The sequence below is a fragment of the Vibrio sp. MMG023 genome, from assembly GCF_021654215.1.
Taxonomy (GTDB): Bacteria; Pseudomonadota; Gammaproteobacteria; order Enterobacterales; family Vibrionaceae; genus Vibrio; species Vibrio jasicida.
Map to the genome: position 1 here is coordinate 277699 of NZ_JAKFZP010000002.1, position 19469 is coordinate 297167.

General features: G+C 44.8%; 17 protein-coding genes. 4 read left to right on the forward strand and 13 right to left on the reverse strand.

What is annotated here, in order from left to right:
• Positions 1-78: 78 nt before the first annotated feature.
• From fabF to yceD, 8 genes are all read right to left on the reverse strand, one after another.
• Positions 79-1326: a beta-ketoacyl-ACP synthase II gene (fabF, locus tag L1076_RS06350; RefSeq protein WP_038869452.1), complete on the reverse strand. Its 1248-nt coding sequence runs from the start codon at positions 1324-1326 to the stop codon at positions 79-81.
• A gap of 93 nt (positions 1327-1419) precedes the next feature.
• Complete coding sequence (gene acpP / locus L1076_RS06355; RefSeq protein ID WP_004406112.1) at positions 1420-1653, reverse strand: acyl carrier protein; 234 nt, start codon at positions 1651-1653, stop codon at positions 1420-1422.
• Between the two features lie 245 nt (positions 1654-1898).
• A complete protein-coding gene (gene fabG / locus L1076_RS06360; protein ID WP_026000247.1) occupies positions 1899-2633 on the reverse strand; it encodes a 3-oxoacyl-ACP reductase FabG in 735 nt (244 codons plus the stop codon).
• A gap of 34 nt (positions 2634-2667) precedes the next feature.
• Entirely contained in the window at positions 2668-3591 is a 924-nt protein-coding gene (fabD, locus tag L1076_RS06365) for an ACP S-malonyltransferase (protein WP_038869450.1), read from the reverse strand.
• 76 nt (positions 3592-3667) lie between these two features.
• Positions 3668-4618 (reverse strand): beta-ketoacyl-ACP synthase III, encoded by a 951-nt coding sequence (locus L1076_RS06370; protein ID WP_038869448.1) that lies wholly within the window; start codon positions 4616-4618, stop codon positions 3668-3670.
• 5 nt (positions 4619-4623) lie between these two features.
• On the reverse strand, positions 4624-5649 hold the full coding sequence (gene plsX / locus L1076_RS06375; RefSeq protein ID WP_038869447.1) for a phosphate acyltransferase PlsX: 1026 nt from the start codon (positions 5647-5649) through the stop codon (positions 4624-4626).
• A gap of 10 nt (positions 5650-5659) precedes the next feature.
• On the reverse strand, positions 5660-5830 hold the full coding sequence (gene rpmF / locus L1076_RS06380) for a 50S ribosomal protein L32 (RefSeq protein ID WP_005396978.1): 171 nt from the start codon (positions 5828-5830) through the stop codon (positions 5660-5662).
• A 59-nt stretch (positions 5831-5889) separates the two neighbouring features.
• Complete coding sequence (gene yceD / locus L1076_RS06385; RefSeq protein WP_038869444.1) at positions 5890-6414, reverse strand: 23S rRNA accumulation protein YceD; 525 nt, start codon at positions 6412-6414, stop codon at positions 5890-5892.
• 149 nt (positions 6415-6563) lie between these two features.
• Here yceD and L1076_RS06390 point away from each other — a divergent pair, with 149 nt between their 5' ends.
• A complete protein-coding gene (locus L1076_RS06390) occupies positions 6564-7145 on the forward strand; it encodes a nucleoside triphosphate pyrophosphatase (protein WP_237303389.1) in 582 nt (193 codons plus the stop codon).
• A 223-nt stretch (positions 7146-7368) separates the two neighbouring features.
• On the opposite strand, the gene rluC is transcribed toward L1076_RS06390, so the two are convergent.
• Entirely contained in the window at positions 7369-8313 is a 945-nt protein-coding gene (gene rluC, locus L1076_RS06395) for a 23S rRNA pseudouridine(955/2504/2580) synthase RluC (RefSeq protein WP_009707033.1), read from the reverse strand.
• Between the two features lie 636 nt (positions 8314-8949).
• Here rluC and rne point away from each other — a divergent pair.
• Positions 8950-12024, forward strand: a complete 3075-nt coding sequence (rne, locus tag L1076_RS06400; protein ID WP_237303390.1) for a ribonuclease E — start codon at positions 8950-8952, stop codon at positions 12022-12024.
• 321 nt (positions 12025-12345) lie between these two features.
• A complete protein-coding gene (locus tag L1076_RS06405) occupies positions 12346-13905 on the forward strand; it encodes a SulP family inorganic anion transporter (RefSeq protein ID WP_038869435.1) in 1560 nt (519 codons plus the stop codon).
• An 89-nt stretch (positions 13906-13994) separates the two neighbouring features.
• Here the strand turns inward: L1076_RS06405 and L1076_RS06410 are convergent, their stop codons facing one another.
• Positions 13995-14444: a low molecular weight protein-tyrosine-phosphatase gene (locus L1076_RS06410; protein WP_237303391.1), complete on the reverse strand. Its 450-nt coding sequence runs from the start codon at positions 14442-14444 to the stop codon at positions 13995-13997.
• 117 nt (positions 14445-14561) lie between these two features.
• On the opposite strand from L1076_RS06410, the gene cobO reads away from it, so the two are divergent.
• A complete protein-coding gene (cobO, locus tag L1076_RS06415; protein WP_038869430.1) occupies positions 14562-15167 on the forward strand; it encodes a cob(I)yrinic acid a,c-diamide adenosyltransferase in 606 nt (201 codons plus the stop codon).
• 77 nt (positions 15168-15244) lie between these two features.
• Here the strand turns inward: cobO and L1076_RS06420 are convergent, their stop codons facing one another.
• From L1076_RS06420 to apbC, 3 genes are all read right to left on the reverse strand, one after another.
• Positions 15245-17332 (reverse strand): AsmA family protein, encoded by a 2088-nt coding sequence (locus tag L1076_RS06420; protein WP_237303392.1) that lies wholly within the window; start codon positions 17330-17332, stop codon positions 15245-15247.
• Positions 17333-17522: 190 nt separating this feature from the next.
• Positions 17523-18164 (reverse strand): uridine kinase, encoded by a 642-nt coding sequence (udk, locus tag L1076_RS06425; protein WP_038869428.1) that lies wholly within the window; start codon positions 18162-18164, stop codon positions 17523-17525.
• 181 nt (positions 18165-18345) lie between these two features.
• Entirely contained in the window at positions 18346-19422 is a 1077-nt protein-coding gene (gene apbC / locus L1076_RS06430) for an iron-sulfur cluster carrier protein ApbC (protein ID WP_104036853.1), read from the reverse strand.
• Positions 19423-19469: the final 47 nt, after the last annotated feature.

Sequence of the window (19469 nt, forward strand, 5' to 3'; positions counted from 1 at the left end):
ATAAAACAAAACGGCTCAATGCTAAGCATCGAGCCGTTAGAATACAAGTTTCGTGTCTCTAAACAGTGTTAGAGATTTTTACTCAGCAAATTTTTTGAATACAAGCGAACCGTTTGTTCCGCCGAAGCCGAACGAATTACAGATAGCGTATTCCATATCAACTTTACGCGCTGTGTGCGGCACAAGGTCGATATCTAAGCCTTCTTCTGGATCATCAAGGTTGATCGTTGGTGGAACAATTTGGTCAACCAGCGATAGAACCGTAATAATAGCTTCAACCGAACCTGCAGCACCTAGTAGGTGACCAGTCATCGATTTAGTCGAAGAGACAAGTACTTGCTTAGAGCCTTCTTCACCAAGAGCACGTTTCACACCCTTGATTTCAGCAACGTCACCCGCAGGCGTTGATGTACCGTGAGCATTCACGTAACCAACTTGAGTACCTGTGATGTTTGCGTCACGCATTGCTGCTTCCATCGCTAGAGCGCCACCTGAACCATCTTCACTTGGAGAAGTCATGTGGTAAGCGTCACCAGACATGCCAAAGCCAACAAGCTCTGCGTAAATCTTAGCGCCGCGTGCTTTCGCGTGTTCATACTCTTCAAGAACCATAATACCGGCACCGTCACCAAGAACGAAACCATCACGGCCTTTATCCCAAGGACGAGACGCTTTTTGTGGTTCGTCATTGCGAGTAGAAAGCGCTTTTGCTGCACCAAAACCAGCCATACCTAGTGGAGTAGATGCTTTTTCAGCACCACCAGCAACCATAGCTTCAGCGTCACCGTATGCGATCATACGTGCCGCGTGGCCAATGTTGTGAAGACCAGTAGTACATGCTGTAGAGATCGCGATGTTTGGACCACGAAGACCACGCATGATAGATAGGTTACCTGCAACCATGTTTACGATGGTCGAAGGAACAAAAAATGGGCTAACTTTGCGAGGGCCTTTATCAACAAGTGCTGTATGACCTGTTTCGATAAGGTCTAGGCCGCCAATACCTGAGCCGATTGCAACACCAACTCGAGCCGCGTTTTCTTCGGTAATTTGTAAGCCAGAGTCATCTAGCGCTTGGATACCAGCAGCAATGCCGTATTGGATGAATAGATCCATTTTACGCGCATCTTTTTTAGACATGTACTCTGTGCAATCGAAATCTTTTACAAGACCTGCAAAACGAGTTGAGAAGTTTGTTGCATCGAAATGTTCGATGTTAACAATACCACTTTGACCTTCTAGCAGGGCTTTCCAAGATGATTCGACTGTGTTGCCTACCGGTGACAACATACCCATGCCAGTGACAACTACACGACGCTTGGACACGATATAATTCTCCGGGAATTGAATGTTTCTATGAGAGGATAGAAGAAGTTAGAAAGAACACAGGCGGTCTAGGAGACCGCCTGGGAGAGATAATTACTGAGCGCTGTTTACGTAGTCGATTGCAGCTTGAACAGTAGTGATTTTCTCAGCTTCTTCGTCAGGAATCTCAGTGTCGAATTCCTCTTCTAGAGCCATAACTAGCTCTACAGTGTCTAGAGAATCAGCACCTAGATCATCAACAAATGAAGCTTCGTTTTTAACTTCTGCTTCGTCTACACCTAGCTGTTCAACAATGATTTTCTTTACGCGTTCTTCGATGTTGCTCATTTTTCTTTTCCTTTACAGATTTCGCCTAATGCGATGATTCCGTAGTTTATTCGAACTATTGAAAGTTGCAAGGGGGTCCTTGCTGGTCAAACCACAAAATTAGCGAATTTAACCGAATTTCAATACATTTTTGACTTAAATCATGCACAAATCTTGCGCATGAGCATGACAACTTAATGACAGTTAACAGCAACTATAGGCTATTTTTCACAAAGTAAAACAGCTTATTTTGCGCGAACTGTGCATTAAACCATGTACATGCCACCATTTACATGCAAAGTTTCACCAGTAATGTAAGCCGCTTCAGGTGAAGCCAGGAACACAACTGCTGATGCAATTTCACGTGGGTCACCTAGACGACCTGCAGGCACGTTTGACAACGTTGCTGCACGTTGGTCATCATTTAGCGCCTTAGTCATGTCAGTTTCAATAAAACCAGGTGCTACTGTATTGACTGTCACGCCACGAGAAGCAACTTCACGAGCCATCGACTTAGTAAAGCCAATCACGCCCGCTTTTGCTGCAGCATAGTTAGTTTGACCAGCGTTACCCATAGTACCAACAACTGAACCTACATTGATGATACGACCCGCACGTTTTTTCATCATGCCGCGTAAAACCGCTTTAGACATGCGATAGATAGGCGTTAGGTTCGTATTGATGATGTCATTCCACTCATCATCTTTCATGCGCATAAGTAGGTTATCACGCGTGATACCAGCGTTGTTAACTAGGATATCGATCGCACCAAACTCATCGTTGATGTTTTTTAGTGTCGCTTCGATTGACTCAACGTCAGTTACGTTAAGTGCAAGGCCTTTGCCATTTTCACCTAGGTATTCGCTGATCGCTGCTGCGCCGCCTTCAGACGTTGCAGTACCGATAACTGTCGCACCGCGTTCAACAAGAAGTTCAGCAATTGCACGACCAATGCCACGGCTCGCGCCTGTCACTAGGGCAATTTTACCTTCTAGATTCATCATGTTGTGTTTCCCTTTTCTTATCGTGAGTAAATTACTTAGCGGCTTCTAGCGACGCGACGTCGTTAACAGCTGCTGCGCTTAGTGTTTTCACGATACGTTTTGTTAGACCTGTAAGTACTTTACCAGGACCAAGCTCAAGAAGATTTTCTACGCCTTGCTCACTCATTAGCTGCACACTCTCAGTCCAGCGAACTGGGCTGTGTAACTGGCGAACAAGTGCATCTTTGATTTTTGCAGGATCTGTTTCTGCTGCCACATCAACGTTGTTGATTACTGGAAGCTGTGGCGCATTGAATTCAATAGACTCTAGCGCAACAGCTAGTTTCTCTGCTGCTGGTTTCATTAGTGCACAGTGTGAAGGCACAGAAACTGGAAGAGGAAGAGCACGTTTAGCACCTGCTTCTTTACATAGTGCGCCGGCGCGCTCTACTGCATCTTTGCTACCTGCAATAACAACTTGACCAGGCGAGTTGAAGTTTACTGGAGAAACGACGTCACCTTGTGCTGCTTCTTCACAAGCTTTTGCAATGGCTTCGTCATCTAAACCGATGATCGCGTACATTGCACCAGTACCCGCAGGTACCGCTTCTTGCATCAGTTGACCACGTAGCTCAACCAGTTTGATTGCTTCTTTAAAGTCAATCACACCAGCACACACAAGCGCTGAATACTCACCTAGGCTGTGACCCGCTAGGTTTGCTGGTTGCTCTAGACCAAGATCTTGCCATACACGCCAGATAGCCACAGATGATGCTAGTAATGCAGGCTGAGTACGGAAAGTTTGGTTTAGATCTTCTGCAGGTCCATTTTGAACAAGCGCCCATAGGTCGTAACCTAGTGCGTCAGATGCTTCTGCAAATGTTTGTTTCACTACGTCATATTGTTCGCCTAGGTCAGCAAGCATACCTACAGCTTGTGAACCTTGACCTGGAAATACGATAGCAAACTTGCTCATGTTGTTTTCCTTTAAGCAAAGTAAAAAGAAATAAGATGCACCGCAGCGCATCTTAAATTTTGAATTCTTATGAAAGTTAGAACTTCACCAGAGCTGAGCCCCAAGTGAATCCGCCGCCAAACGCTTCAAGAAGCAGAGTTTGACCACGTTTAATACGACCATCACGTACCGCTTCATCCAGTGCTGTTGGCACGGTTGCTGCTGATGTGTTGCCGTGTTTATCAAGTGTAATCACGACTTGGTCTAGTGACATCGAAAGCTTCTTCGCTGTCGCTGAAATGATGCGGTAGTTCGCTTGATGCGGAACTAGCCAGTCTAGTTCAGACTTATGCATGTCGTTCGCTTCAAGCGTGTCTTTTACTAGCCTTGAAAGCTGAGTAACGGCTACTTTGAACACTTCGTTTCCAGCCATATGCAGCCACTTGTTCGCATCTTTACCACGTTCAGGAACAGGCAGGCTCAATAGATCGCCAAACTGGCCGTCTGAATATACGTGCGTAGAGATAATACCAGGCTCTTCGCTTGCACCAAGGACAACGGCACCCGCAGCATCACCAAATAAGATGATAGTTGAGCGATCCGTTGGATCACATGTTTTCGACAATGCGTCTGCACCAATCACAAGCACATTTTTGCACATGCCAGATTTGATGTGTTGATCAGCAACAGACAATGCGTATACAAAGCCTGAACAAGCAGCGGCTAAGTCGAATGCAGGACAACCTTTAATGCCAAGCTTTCCTTGCACCTGACACGCAGATGAAGGGAAAGTATGGCTACTGCTAGTAGTAGCAACGATAATCAGGTCGATATCGTTTTTGTCGATGCCGGCCATATCGATAGCGTTTTCAGCTGCGTAGAATGCCATATCTGCAACTGTTTCATCTTCAGCTGCAATTCGACGCTCTTTAATACCAGTACGAGCTACGATCCACTCGTCACTTGTATCTACCATTTTCTCTAGGTCTGCGTTAGTACGCACCTGAGATGGCAGGTAGCTGCCAGTACCTAAAATTTTGCTATACATGAAGACTAATAATGCCTCTCGAGTAAAACCGCTTCCAAACGATCGCTAATACGGCTTGGTACTTGTCGTTTGACCTCGTGTACTGCCTCGCCAAGTGCATTGACAATCGCAGATACATCCGCACTTCCATGGCTTTTTATGACGATGCCGCGCAATCCTAGCAAACTTGCGCCGTTATACTGGTCGGGGTTCAGTGTTTTTAGTTCATTAAATAGCCGAGAAAACAGTTTTCTAGCAATCCATCCCTTTATCGTTGATGCCATCATGCTGGTTTTTAGTTTTTCGATAAAGAGTTGCGCTGTTCCCTCGCTGGCTTTTAAGCATACGTTACCGACAAAGCCATCACAAACAATGACATCGGCCACGTCATGCAAAATTTGATTACCTTCAATATAACCCACAAAATTAATTGCGTCGGTTTGAGAAAGCATTTCTGCACAGCGTTTGACTAAATCGTTTCCTTTAATTTCTTCAGCACCAATATTCAGTACCGCCACTCGAGGTGGGTGGCCAAGATGCTCTTCGGCTAATGCACTGCCCATTACAGCAAACTGAAATAAACTGTCAGCATCGCACGACACATTTGCACCAAGATCTAACATCCAAGTACGTTTGCCACTGATGGTTGGTAATGCGGAAACTAAAGCAGGACGCTCAATACCAGGAAGCAGTTTAAGAATAAATCGTGAGAGCGCCATAAGGGCACCGGTGTTCCCACCACTCACACATGCATCTGCTCCGTTTTCAGAAACGAGATCGATAGCCATACGCATAGAGCTGTTTTGGCTGTTACGTAATGCTAATGAAGGCTTTTCTGAATTTGAAATCACTTTCTCGCTATGAAGAATGCTCAAACGAGAACTGGTCGAGGTGCCTAGTTGGGATAATTGAGACGTGATCAGAGGTTGATCACCTATAAGAATCACTTTTAGCTCTGGGAAATGAGACAGTGCCTGCACGGCGGCAGGCACTGTTACGCGTGGACCGAAATCCCCGCCCATTGCATCAAGTGCAACGGTAATACTTTGCAAAGGTTCAACCTTACTTGTTGATAACCTTTTGACCACGGTAGTAACCTTCAGCAGTTACGTTGTGGCGTAGGTGAGTTTCACCAGAAGTCGCGTCTACAGATAGTGCAGCTGTAGTTAGCGCATCGTGTGAACGACGCATACCGCGCTTAGAACGAGTTTTACGGTTTTTCTGTACGGCCATTGACCCTACTCCTATACTATTGGGTTAAAAACCTAAAGAAGAAGCGGCTACCACACCAGTTACTTTTTCAGATTTTTCAAAACGTCGAATGGATTCGGTTTTTCTTCCTCAATTTCTTCAGGAATCTCACCAAAAACCATGTTATTTGAATCAACGCTACAATCCGCTTCGTCGTGCATTGCGATTTGAGGCAATGTTAAGATGAACTCGTCTTCAACTAGTTGTATAAGGTCTAATTCACCGTACTCATTTAGATCTACCAAATCATAAATTTCTGGTGCTTCCTCTTCCGTCTTCTCACCGTAGTAAGGAGTGTAAAGGAATTCAACTTCACACTGATGTGTGAATACCTCATTACAACGCTGACACTCTAAATCGACTTCGATGTTAGCTTTACCAGAGATAACAACAAGTCGCTGTTCATCAAGATCAAATGACAATGAGACTTCTGCGTCGCGTTTTACGCCTTCAGTTGTTTCCGCTAAGCGCTTGAAAAGACTAGCTTGGATGATGCCATCGTAATCTAATCGTTTCTGTGCGGACTTCGCCGGATCAACCGTTCGCGGTATTTTTACCTTTTGCATAGGGCGCGAATATTATCTTCCAAATCAAAATTAGTCAAAGAAAAAGGCAAAAAAGTTGTACTTTTTTACGCTTAACATACAGAGCATTAGCCAGAATCGATTTTGATCGATTATCCTATTGGAAATGCTTGTGCGAATTGTAATTCAAAATGAAAAATTACCAACTGGTTTTAGCCTCAACCTCCCCTTTTCGTAAACAACTGCTGGAAAAACTAGCAGTGCCTTTTACTTGCTTGTCACCGAACAGCGACGAGACACCTTTGCCGAACGAGACACCTTTAGAATTGGTGCAAAGGCTCGCAATTAGTAAAGCCACCTCTTGTGACACAACCGATAACAGCTTAGTGATAGGCAGTGACCAAGTCTGTGTTATTGACGGTAATATAGTTGGCAAGCCGTTGAACCGAGAAAACGCCATTAAGCAATTATTAGCTCAAAGCGGTAAAACTATCACTTTCTATACTGGCTTTGCCGTACACAACACTAATACGAACCATACTGAGGTCGGCTTCGATACGTTTGAAGTGCATTTTAGAGCGTTAACCCAAGAACAAATCGAACGTTACGTCGATAGAGAAGAACCATTTTACTGCGCAGGCAGTTTTAAGAGTGAAGGCATGGGGATTTGTCTGTTTAAGAAGTTAGTCGGCAAAGATCCGAATACGTTAGTCGGGCTGCCGCTCATTGATTTGATCGACATGCTGCAAAAACAAGGGCTAGATATTTTGTAGGGAATCAGGAATCAGCTCTATTTTGTCTTTCTACATACCAATTCTGTCAACTCCAGTTAGAACTTAGCTTCTTTCACATGCCCTCCAACGGAGCGCTTCCGAATATTAGAGCGCTGCATTCCGAACGCCCTTGTAATCCAACTCAACGATCAAAAAAGCCGATGTATTAACATCGGCTTTTACATAGTTTTTTGCAGTCCAGAAGGAGTAGATACTCTTACCTCTACTTTTTACGCAAACCCGCTAAGACTTTCTCTAATTTCGCTTCCATCGGCGCGTTGATTTCCATCCACTCATCATTCGATGGGTGCTGGAACTTGATGTTAGCTGCGTGTAGGAACAAACGGTTCAAACCAACCTGACCAGTGTACGCATCAAAACGACGATCCCCATAGCGGTCATCCCATGCAATTGGGTGGCCCGTGTATTGAGTATGCACACGAATCTGGTGAGTACGCCCCGTAATTGGGCTGGCTTGAATCAACGTTGCTTGCTCGAACTTCTCCAACACTTTAAAACGCGTCTCAGACGGCTTACCGTTTGGATTCACTCGAACAATACTGTTCACTTCGTTTTTAAGAAGTGGCGCATTAACAACTTTGCAGCTGTTTTTCCACTCGCCCATCACAAGCGCGAAGTAAAACTTCTTCACTGTTTTCTCACGGAACTGTGCTTGCAGGTGACGCAGTGCTGAACGCTTCTTCGCAACAAGTAAGATTCCGGATGTATCACGGTCAATGCGATGAACAAGTTCAAGGAAGCGAGCTTGTGGACGCAGTGCTCTGAGTGCCTCAATCGCACCAAACTTCAAACCACTTCCCCCGTGTACTGCCGTACCGGATGGCTTGTTGAGAATCAAAAGATGATCGTCTTCAAAAATGATCTTATCTTCTAACTCTGCCACTTTATTTAGCTTCGTACTTGGTGCAACGTCGTCTTCTTTCTTTTCTACCGTAACTGGAGGAATACGAACAAGATCGCCTGCTTTTAGTTTGTACTCTGCTTTAATGCGCTTTTTATTTACGCGTACTTCGCCCTTGCGCACAATTCGATAAATCATGCTCTTTGGGATGTCTTTTAATTGGTTACGCAAGAAATTATCAATGCGTTGACCCGCCATATCTTCGTCGATATCGACGAACTGGACTTGTGTTCTTATTTCGCTCATGGCCGCTATTGTAAACCCAAATCTGTGTGACTTCACATTATTCTTGCTGCAAAAGAAACACTTGTAGTCATAAATAGCCCCAAAACACGCCAAGCTTTTGTTTAGATTATTAAAAGTCTTTATCAACTTCTCTATTTGTTTCTCGTCTTTCTCAGTTTGCGAGACTCAAGTGCTTATGAAACAGCCAGTTATAAATTACAAAAATTGAATTTAGCGCCAATTTTTCCATCGTTTGCGCTAAAGCAGATTGCTGATATCAACCTGCGCTGCTATAGTTCACAGCTGCTAAGGAAGGTTTGGTTACATTTTGTTCATTACCAATCATTTACCCCAAGCAATGTGAGTAGGTTGTTGAATGTCAGGTGCAGCATTGGCGTAAGACACATTGAGTTCAACACACTTGTCACTCTACTCCTCGCATATTCACGTTGAGTATCAACCGCCCGAATAGCGGGTCACAAGTTTCCGTTTCCAACGAAACCCAAAAGAATTTGTGATGACTGAAGTGCCCGAGAGCATCCCCTTCCAGCCGGGAGGCTGCAAAATATAAGCCATGGGATCAGGCACCGTGAAAGAGCGAAAAACCAGTGACAAGTTGCAAAGAAATATAAAAGAAAAGACAACGAGAAATTTTCAATGAAAAGAATGTTAATTAACGCAACTCAAAAAGAAGAGTTGCGTGTCGCTCTGGTTGATGGCCAGCGACTTTTCGATCTTGATATCGAGAGTCCAGGTCATGAATCTAAAAAAGCGAATATCTACAAAGGACGTATCACACGTATCGAACCAAGCTTAGAAGCCGCATTTGTTGATTACGGTGCTGAGCGTCACGGTTTCCTCCCTCTCAAAGAAATTGCCCGCGAATATTTCCCTGAAGGTTACACTTACCAAGGTCGCCCAAGCATTAAAGAAGTGCTGACTGAAGGTCAAGAAGTAATCGTGCAAGTGGAAAAAGAAGAACGTGGTAGTAAGGGGGCAGCCCTAACTACGTTCATTTCTCTTGCGGGTAGCTACCTTGTTCTCATGCCTAATAACCCTCGTGCTGGCGGTATTTCTCGCCGTATCGAAGGTGACGAGCGCACTCAACTGAAAGCCGCTTTAAGTACGTTAGAACTACCACAAGGTATGGGTCTAATCGTACGTACTGCAGGCGTAGGTAAGAGTGCAGAAGAACTTGAGTGGGATTTGAACGTACTACTTAACCACTGGGGTGCGATTAAGGGCGCAGCAGATTCTAACCCTGCTCCATTCCTAATCCACCAAGAAAGTAACGTAATCGTTCGTGCAATCCGTGACTACCTACGTCGTGATATCGGTGAGATTCTAATCGACAGCAATACCATCTACGAACGTGCTAAAGAGCACATTCAGCTGGTACGCCCAGATTTCATCAGCCGCGTTAAAAAATACGAAGGCGAAGTACCGCTATTTAGCCACTACCAAATCGAAAGCCAAATTGAATCGGCTTTCCAACGTGAAGTGCGTCTACCATCCGGTGGTTCTATCGTAATCGACCCAACAGAAGCGCTAACTTCTATCGACATCAACTCTGCTCGCGCAACAAAGGGTGGTGATATTGAAGAAACAGCATTGAATACTAACTTAGAAGCAGCAGACGAAATTGCTCGTCAATTGCGTCTACGTGACCTTGGTGGTTTGGTTGTTATCGACTTTATCGATATGACACCAGTTCGCCACCAACGTGAAGTTGAAAACCGTCTACGTGAAGCTGTTCGCCTAGACCGTGCTCGCGTTCAGATTGGTCGTATTTCTCGCTTTGGCCTTCTAGAAATGTCTCGTCAACGTTTGAGCCCTTCTCTTGCAGAAGCGAGCCACCATATCTGTCCTCGCTGTAGCGGTACAGGTGTCGTTCGTGATAATGAATCCCTAGCTCTATCCGTCCTTCGTTTAATCGAAGAAGAAGCACTGAAAGACAACACCGCGCAAGTTCTTGCCGTTGTACCTGTTCCGATTGCCTCTTACCTTTTGAACGAAAAGCGTCGATCAGTAAACCACATCGAGCGTATCCAAGAAGTTAAGATCACCGTTGTTCCTAACTCTGATATGGAAACGCCACACTTCGAAGTGATTCGTGTACGCGAAGGTGAAGAGTTTGACCTGCTTTCTTACCTACTTCCTAAGAAATTGGAAGCAATGAAAGAAGCAGAAGGCAAAGAACCTGTTGAAGTTGAAATCAAACCAAAACGTATTGAAGAACCAGTACTAAAAGGCTTTGCTTCACCAACTCAAACTGCACCAGCTCCGGCTTCTAAACCAGCACCAGCTGCTAAGAAGAAAGAAGTGGTACAGGAAGAGAAGCCTGGGTTGTTCAGCCGTCTATTTAAAGCACTAGGTAGCTTCCTATTTGGTGGCTCTGAAGAAGTTAAAGAAGAGCCGAAACAAGAAGAGAAGAAACCAAACCGCGACAATAAACGCAACAAACGTGATCGCAACGACCGCCGTCGCAACAATCAGCGTGGCGAAAACCGTGAGAATCGTGGTGACAGAGATAACCGTGATGGCAACCGCGACAACAAACGTCGTCGTAAACCACGTGAAGAGCAGTCAACAGAGCAGAACGAAACACAGCAGCAGTCTAATAAACCGCAAAACCGTAACCAAAAGCGCAAGCCAAAACCTCAACAAGCTGAAAAAGCTCAAGAGCAAAAGGCAAACGCTAAAGTTGCGGAAAAAGGTCTACAACTAGCTGCCGAAGCTCGTACTGGTTCAGAGGCGAAGCCTGAAGAAAACAAAGCGAAGCCAAACGCGAAAGCAGAAAAAGTGAAAGAGCGTCGTCAACGTCGCAAACTGAACAAATCTGTTCGTGTGAAGGACCAACAAGCCGCCGAGCAAGCAGTTGAAACTGTAAAAGCCGTTGAACCTGTTGAAACGCCAGTTGAAAAGCCAGTAGAGGCAGCAGCAGAAGCACAACAAGACAACAAGGCAGAGTCGAAGCAACGTCGTAACCGTCGTTCTCCACGTCACCTACGTGCAAGTGGTCAACGTCGTCGTCGTGGTCGTGATCGCCGCCCTAACCCATTCCGCCTACGTAAAGGTGGTGTAGCCTCTCCAGAGATGGCAATGGGTAAGGTAATGCCACGTTACATTCCAAAACCAGCGCCTAAGAAGGAAGAGCGAGTTCAGGAAGAAACCGTTATTGCAACATCAGCGGTACCAGCAATGCAAGGTGGTTTTGCTTGTCCAGAAATGGCGATGGGTAAAGTTATCATTCGTCGTGAACAACCTATTGTTACTGAAGCACCAGCTGTTGAACCGAAAGTTCAAGAGACTGTTGAAGCAAAAACTGAAACACCAGTTGTAGAAACGGTTGTTGTTGAAGCACCAGTCGTGGCTGAACAAGCTTCAGTTGTTGAAGTCGTTGAGGCTGTTGAAGCTCCAGTGGTTGACGCAACAGAAACCGTTGTAGAAGCAGCACCTGTGATAGAAGCGATTGAAGAAGCAGCAGAAGAAGTTGCCGTTGCAATCGAAACACCAGCAGTAACAGCAGAGCCAAAAGCAGAAGTCATCAAAGTTGTAGCTAAACCACAAGCTAGCGCACCAATGACGAAAGCACCGGGCCCTCAAGAAATTCGCGAAATTTCTGTTACCGCAGCACCACTTAAAGCTGAACGTTACACGTCGAAAGGCGCTGGTAGCCAAGTAGCAACAAACAGTGCAACAGCGGCAATGACAAAACCGAACTTTAACTAAGTTTAAAACTGTCATAGCTTAAAGCTAAATAAAAGGCTGCCATTTGGCAGCCTTTTTTGTTACTTATCGTGTTAACTGAAATTGTTCATATTAATATCAACGACTGATCACATTTGTCGGTCATTATCCCTATCATTCTTGAACTTAATCACACTTTTCGGTAGCATTCGCCGACTCAAGTTTTCGACACCATTCTGATGCTGCTCTTTTTTTACTACGGTTTGTGCTGATCGAAGTGGCTAACACTTCACCTATCAGTACTTGTGCAAATATGAATATGTGTCGAGAGAAATTCATCGCCAAGAGAACTCAATACAAACCATGTTCGAATTTCCTCAATTTTCTAAGCACTCCGTAAAAAATGATGTGCTTTCAGGCTTAACCGTTGCGCTTGCGCTGGTTCCTGAAGCAGTAGCATTCGCCTTCGTTGCAGGTGTAGATCCAATGGTCGGTCTATATGCTGCATTCATTGTAGGCCTTATCACCTCTATCTTTGGTGGCCGTCCTGGCATGATTTCAGGTGCGACCGGTGCAATGGCAGTGGTAATGGTATCGCTAGTTGCAACCCACGGCGTGCAATATCTATTTGCCGCGATTATGCTGGCGGGTATTCTTCAGATTGCCGCTGGTTTATTCAAACTAGGTAAATTCATCCGTATCGTTCCACATCCAGTAATGATTGGTTTTGTAAACGGTCTAGCTATTGTTATCTTCCTAGCACAGTTAGGTCAGTTTAAAGCGCCTGATATCAACGGTATGCTAACTTGGTTACCACAGGACCAAATGTTCCTTATGCTAGGTTTGGTTGCTTTGACGATGGGCATCATCCACTTCCTACCTAAGATCACCACAGCTGTGCCATCTTCGCTTGTTGCGATCGTGACAGTGACAGCGCTTGTTGTTGGTTTGGATCTGGAAACTCGCACAGTAGTAGACTTCCTACGTACTATGTCTGGTGATGAAGCAGCGACTTTGGCGGGCTCTCTCCCTACATTCTCCATTCCAGCGGTACCATTGACACTTGAAACACTACAAATCATTCTGCCGTACGCAATCATCCTTGCAGCTATCGGTCTGATTGAGTCTCTGTTGACGCTGACTGTTCTAGATGAAATGACGAATACTCGCGGTCAATCGAACCGTGAATGTATCGGTCAAGGCATGGCAAACATGACGTGTTCAGTATTTGGTGCGATGGGTGGCTGTGCAATGATTGGTCAATCAATGATCAACGTAAATTCAGGTGGTCGTGGTCGACTTTCTGGCATCGTTGCAGCAAGTGCACTTCTGATCTTTATCCTATTTGCATCATCGCTTATCGAAATGATCCCTCTAGCTGCGCTAGTCGGTGTGATGTTCATGGTTGTAATCGGCACATTTGAATGGGCGACCTTCAAGCTTGCACGACGTGTTCCTAAACAAGACTTCTTTGTTATCGTTCTAGTAACTGTCGTTACGGTGCTGACTGACCTTGCAGTCGCCGTTGCTGTCGGTGTTATTGCATCAGCGCTGATGTTTGCATGGCAGCACGCAAAACACATCTACGCAGACACTCGTTTGAATGAAGAAGGCTCTAAAGAATACAAAATCCATGGCCCTATCTTCTTCGGCTCAGCGGCAAACTTCCTAGAACTGTTTAACGCGCACGGCGATCCAAAAGATATTATCGTTGACTTCGCAGACTCTCGCGTAACAGATCACTCCGCAATCGAAGCGATTGAAACGCTTGCAGAGCGCTATGCCGCACTTGGTAAAACGCTTCATCTGCGTCATCTAAGTCCTGACTGTCGCAAGCTTCTTGATAAAGCGGGAAGCTTGGTTGAAATCAATGTGAAAGAAGATCCAAGCTATAAAGTAGCAACAGACATTCTAGCGGGTTAATCCCAAATTAGATTGTTCAGGTATAGTTCTTTAGAAAGCGAAAAAGGGATGAGTCATACTCGTCCCTTTTTGTTATCTGTTATTTACATTTATAGCTTGTTCAAAATCGCTTCTGAAGCTTCTTCAATCAAATCTAATACCAATTCAAACCCCCTTTCTCCACCGTAATATGGGTCAGGAATTTCATCGTATTTGGAGTCCGAATGGCTCAAAAATAGCGAGACTTTATGGCGATGCTCTACCGGGCAAATATCCAAAAGATCCGCAAGATTCGCCTTGTCTGCTGCGAGTACAAGATCAAACTCTCCAAAATCCTCAACCTTTACCTGACGTGAACATATTCCTTTAAAAGAATAGCCTCGTTGCTTACCGGCTTGCATAGAGCGTGCATCTGGTGAATTACCTGCGTGGTAACCAATTGTGCCAGCCGAGTCAATTTCGACATCCACACCAAGCTTTTCGGCTTTCGCTCTCAGTACCGCCTCTCCAGTTGGAGAGCGACAAATATTTCCCATACAAACAACGAGTATTTTCTTCATTTTATTCCCTGAATTATCGATGGTTTTTCTTCACGATGTGTTGGTCTATCATAGCGAGATAATCTAATGAACCCAAGTCAGCTTGGGCAAGGCACGACAAGGAATTGAGGAAGTAATATGTCTATCGAAGAAAACAAAGAAGCACGCCATAAGGCTCGCCAACAAAAAGTAAAAGAACAGGTAGACGCAAAAATTGCTGCGGCTCAAGAGGAAAAAGGCTTGCTACTGGTTATCACAGGTAACGGTAAAGGGAAGTCAACTTCGGGCTTCGGAACGATCGCTCGTGCAGTTGGTCACGGTTTGAATTGTTCCGTTGCTCAATTTATTAAAGGTACTTGGGACAACGGCGAGCGTAATCTACTTGAAAAGCTTGGGGTAGAATTCCAAGTGATGGCCACGGGTTTTACATGGGAAACACAGAATAAAACGGCGGATACAGATGCTGCTCAGTTAGTTTGGCAAGAATGTAAGCGTATGCTTAAAGACGAATCGATCGATGTGATTCTGTTTGACGAATTAACTTACATGGTGAGCTATGGGTACATAGACTTGGATGAGGTCGTAGAAGCCCTAAACAACCGTCCTAAAATGCAGTCTGTCGTGATCACTGGCCGCGGAGCACACCGCACTCTGATTGAAATGGCCGATACAGTATCGGAAGTAAAGAACGTCAAACACGCTTTTGAATCTGGCGTAAAAGCTTTAAAAGGTGTGGATTGGTAATCTATTCATCGTGCAATAATTAATAAAAAAGGGTTGGCGTATTGCCAACCCTTTTCTCTTTTAGATTTAGACCGCAGTTAATTGAACAAGCCTTTCAATAGGCCATCAACGGCTTCTTTGGTTTTCTCATCTTTGATCTTGTCCGTTAGCTTCTCTACACCACGATCAATTTCTTTCTGCGCTTTTTGTTTTAACACATCATCAAAGACCAGTTTGAATTTAGGCTCTGCCCATTTTCCAGATACATTGATAGGAATGGTAATGTCTTTAAGTTCATCGATGTTCTTACCACCTTGCCCTTCTAAAGAACCAACTACTGAGGTACTGATCGTAAAATCGACGGTTTCATTCAGATAGTTGGCTTTACCTTTACCGCGCACACGCAATAACGGTGATTGGGCTTTCATGTTATCCGTTGAAACGACACCTTTATTCAGTTTCAATGTTGCTGTCATAGCACTGAAGTCGGTTTTCTTCACTTCATCTGTGCCGTCTAAGCTCTGTCCTTTGAAACGTGCGTAGTTTTCACGAATCAATTGTGCAACGTTAATGCCGTTAACCGCACCATCGGTAAAGTTAATCGCGATAGTACCAACTAAGTTCTTTTTGATGCCTGTTGGAGTGAGGCTGCTGCCCTTCACATTAACGTCAATATTACCTGTTCCTTCAAGCATATCGTTGTTCGCTACATCAATAAGTAGCGGTTGAACATGAATACCTTTGATCGACTTCTTAGCCGTATAAGTCGCAGGTGATTTACGAGCATCCAACTTAGCTGTTGCAGAAATCGTACCTTGATACAGCTTAGAGGTGAACGAGTTCAGATCAAACACACCACGATTGATAGAGAGGCTTGCTTTTACTGCTTCCATCTTCGCATTCGCCGCTTTGAATTTATCGATCGTGATATCGCCTTTCACGTCTAACGTTTTCAATGCAGACAGGTCCGGTTCAACTTCTGGTCCTGCTGGTGCTTTGCTATCACCAGATGCTGGTTTATCACCCGCAGGAGCTTGATTATTCAAGCCCAAAAATTCATCTAAGTCGATATTAGGGCTGTGCACAGCAAAGCGTACCTTAGGAATATCCCCCAGAGTGACATCCGCTTTACCATCAAGTGCAATGGCGTTCGCCGTTAGCTTCTCCAACACAAAGCTCAGGTGACTCTTAGTTAGGTCAAATGAAAGATCCGAAGCCATATCCACTTTCATTGGTGATTGCGGCAGCGTATCCCCCTCAAAAGTTGAGTTGAGCGTCAACTTGTTTAATTGCACTTTGCTAATCGCCTTATCAACGTTCAGCTCACCGCCGCCTTTCATATCGAGTTTCATGCCACCCGCTTCGCCTTTGAGCGCATAGCTTAGGTTATTGGCCTTATCGAACTCAAAAGTGTCCAGACCGATAGTTGCGGAATCAATCTTGTTTGTCGCATCCGCATAAGTCGCATCAAAGTTAATGTCTTTCAGAGCATAGTTTGCAAGACCTTTCGCCAACTTAAAGTCAGCTTTACCTTGGGCGGTAAACTTCTGCTCATTCATCTCACCTTTCACACCAAAATCTGCGGTGGTCCAGTTATCAAAAGCAAACTGGGAGAGATTTAAAGAGATATCAGAAAGCTTAATATGGCTGTCTGCTTGCTTGTCTTGGATTTCAACATAACCATTTGAGATGGTGACACCTGCAAGATTGATTGTCCAATCGGAACCAGAACCTTGTGTTGCACTCTCCTGCTCCGGCGTAGTATCCGTTGTTTGCTCAACTTGTTGAGTTTGCGCCTTGGTAAGGGAATCAATATTTCTGCTGCCATCTTTCAAGGTTTCTAAATAGAACTCAGCGCCATCCAGTGTGACATTGCCAATTTCTAATTGTTTGCTCAACAGAGGCGTAACTGAGACATCCACCCCGACGGCGTCGACTTTGAATAAGTTTGGTTGGCTAAAGCCTTGAGGATTGCGCAGCTCGGTGCGTCCCAGTTCGAAACCAATCGATGGGAAAAACTGCCAACTGATATCGCCTTCAATCACCAACTCTAAACCCGTTTGCTTCTGCGCTTGTTCCACAATAAGGGGTTTAAATTGATTCGGATTGACGAAAATAATTAATGCTAAAACAACGGCCAAAATTGCCACAACAGGTATGGCGATAATTAAGAGCAGTTTCTTCATTCGCTTTTTCCTTGCTCGTGTGTTTTTAAAATTATAATAGCTGACGCCACTTATCGCAGACAGTTCCGCAAAAGCGTGAAAAACATCCAATTTTTATCTGCAACTGACTAATTTAAAAACAAAAAAAAGAAGTGGCACCTAAGGTGCCACTTCTTATCACAAAAATAAAGCGATATAGCCGTCTAAAGGCTTAAGCTTTCAGAAGTTTTGCAATGTGCGCTTTAAGAACGTCGATTGCGATACGGTTTTTACCACCACGAGGAACGATGATATCTGCGTATTGCTTTGAAGGTTCAATAAATTGCATGAACATCGGACGAACAGTTTGTTGGTATTGCTTAAGAACAGAGTCCATTGTACGACCGCGTTCTTCAACGTCACGCTTAACACGACGAAGTAGACAAATATCCAAAGGCGTATCCATAAACACAGTTGCGTGCATTAAGTTACGCAGGCGTGGGTCCGTTAGCAGCAAGATGCCTTCTAAAATGATTACCTTTTTAGGGGTCATTGGTGTGGTGTTACTTGTACGAGTGTGCTCAGTGTAGCTGTACTCAGGCACTTCTACGGCTTCGCCACGCACCAATTTTTCCAAGTGTTCACAAAGTAGGTCGTGGTCTAACGCGCTCGGGTGATCGTAGTTAGTCTTTACACGCTCTTCCATGCTTAGTTGGCTTTGGTCGTTGTAGTAGCAATCTTCCGTGATGACACCGATTTGATGATCGCCCACTTTCTCGCGAAGCTCATTGTAAATCGTGCTCGCGATCAGACTTTTTCCAGAAGCAGAAGCGCCAGCAATACCTACGATGACGCATTGATTATTATCAGACATTAGTTTGCACCCGATGATGATTTTCTAGTCACATAAAAAGATAAACTGCGTGATTATAGGGAGTTCACCCCATAGTTACTAGCTGGAATTAGAGTTTCGTTATAAGTTTCTGTCTACCTAGAGGATCAACCTCTAGGCAAACGATAAAACGAACAGTTTTCAACCAGTACTGTTTAAGAACTTAGTTTACCATTGTAAAACTGATTGCATCTGGCTTGGTCTTTCCTTGCCAATACATGATGCTACAAACACGATCGGCCAATTGCTTGTAGTAGCCAGCATGCTCACTCTCCGGACGTCTTGCGACGGTTGGAGTGCCCAAATCAATGTCTTCCCGCATTGAAATGTGCAATGGGATTTGACCCAGTAAGGCTAAGCCAAACTCTTGCGACATTTTTTCAGCTCCGCCAGTACCAAAAATGTGCTCGACCGCACCACACTGACCACAAATGTGATAACTCATGTTCTCAACTACACCGACAACTGGGACGTTCACTTTATGGAACATCGCCGCCCCTTTACGAGCATCCGCTAATGCAAGATCTTGTGGTGTCGTAACAAGCACAGTACCTGTTACTGGAATCTGCTGTGACAACGTCAATTGAATATCACCCGTACCAGGTGGCATATCAATCACCAAGTAATCAAGCTCTGGCCAATCGGTTTCCGTCAGCAACTGTGAAAGCGCTTTAGAGGCCATCGGGCCGCGCCAAATGGCCGCTTCCGACTTATCCACTAAGTAACCGATAGAATGAGTATAGATACCATGTGCGAAAATAGGCTCCATCCATTTCGCATCGCGAACTTCTGGTTTTGCGTCTTCTTGACCTAGCATCATAGGAACCGATGGGCCATAGACATCAGCATCTAACAAGCCAACTTTCGCCCCCGACTGTGCAATGGCTAAAGCAAGGTTGACAGCCGTTGTCGATTTACCCACGCCTCCCTTTGCTGAGCTAACTGCGATAATGTTTTTCACGCCTTTAACGGCATTGGTAACTTGCGTCTCAAGCGCTTTGATATTCAACTCGATTTGAAAATCGAACGCTGGAACATCACCCGATGCTTGTTGCTCTTTAACCCAATGGCTCAACGCAACTTGAAGTTCGTTGCTCGCAAACGGCAAGGTAATTTGAATACCACCTTGCGCGGGGATCGCAACCATACCATTAATATCTGCCCAGTTTTCCACCAACTGCGGATGTTGAAACTGGTTAAGCCAATGACAAAAATCTTGTTTTGAAGTGAACTGATGCATGAGGCCTCCTTTATGCATCTAATCGTAGCACCCAGCGGCGAGATTCA